Raw genomic sequence first — 1,039 nt, forward strand, 5'->3', positions numbered from 1 at the left:
ACCTTAGATTTGATCGATTGTATTTAACCAAGAAGGGTGGTATAATTGAAAACCTGCCAGCGATCCATCGATAGCCTTAGTAGAGCACTATCCCGATATTTGGAGCTGACAGGTTTAAAGAACCAAGACCTGTATAAGATATTAGTCTTACATCTGTTAAGGTTATTAGGTAACGGTTCTTTTCAATCAATTTATCTAAACGCTAAAGTATGAAATTCAAGACATTTATCGGAATCGATGTGAGTAAATTGACACTTGACATTTGCCTGGTTACCCTTGATGGGGAAATCGAGAACTTCAAGATCGAGAACAAGGATCTCTCCATTGGGAAGTTTTTCAAGAAGTTGGAGAAGAGCCGTGCCTGGGGAGAAGTGCTGGTCTGTGCAGAGCATACCGGCCATTATTCCAATCCTTTGAAGGTGTTCTGCATGGGCAACGGGATCGCTTTGTGGCTGGAGAGCGGAGCTGAGATCAGGCTGAGGTCGGGGGTACAGAGGAGGAAGGACGACAAGATCGATGCCGAAAGGATCGCCGAATATGCGATGCGATATGTCGACAAGGCAAGGCTGCAGACCCTGGACGACAAGGTGATCGAAACCGTAAAACTACTTGGCAGTGAGAGGGATATGTATATCAGGGACAGGGCTAAGTACAAATCCCAGATCAGGGATTTTGAGGGATACATTGATTCGGATGTCTACAAGGCCAAAGCAAAGAGGCTTAAAAGGCAGGTGGAGTCCCTGACCAAACTCATTGACCTTCTGGACCAGCAGATAGAGGGCCAGCTCATGGGCAGCGAGAAGCTCGCAAGGCAAAAGGAGATTCTGGTGTCCGTTGGCGGCGTTGGAGACAAAGTCGCCACGGAGACCATCATAGCGACACAGGGCTTTACCAAGTTCGGATCGGGTAGACAGTTTTCATGCCACGTGGGCGTTGCCCCGTTTTCCTTCGAATCGGGAACCAGCCAGAGATCCAGGCGCAAGGTCTCGAACCGGGCCAACAAGGACCTAAAGACCCTCTTCCATATGGCGGCACTATC

1 protein-coding gene is annotated in these 1,039 nt (G+C 48.5%); it reads left to right on the forward strand.

The window, feature by feature from the left end; genetic code table 11:
• Nucleotides 1–209 precede the first annotated feature (209 nt).
• The coding region (locus L0U89_RS20205) for an IS110 family transposase (RefSeq protein ID WP_234863183.1) at nucleotides 210–1,039 on the forward strand (830 nt) is incomplete at its 3' end.

The organism is Mariniradius sediminis (assembly GCF_021491425.1).
GTDB lineage: Bacteria > Bacteroidota > Bacteroidia > Cytophagales > Cyclobacteriaceae > Mariniradius > Mariniradius saccharolyticus.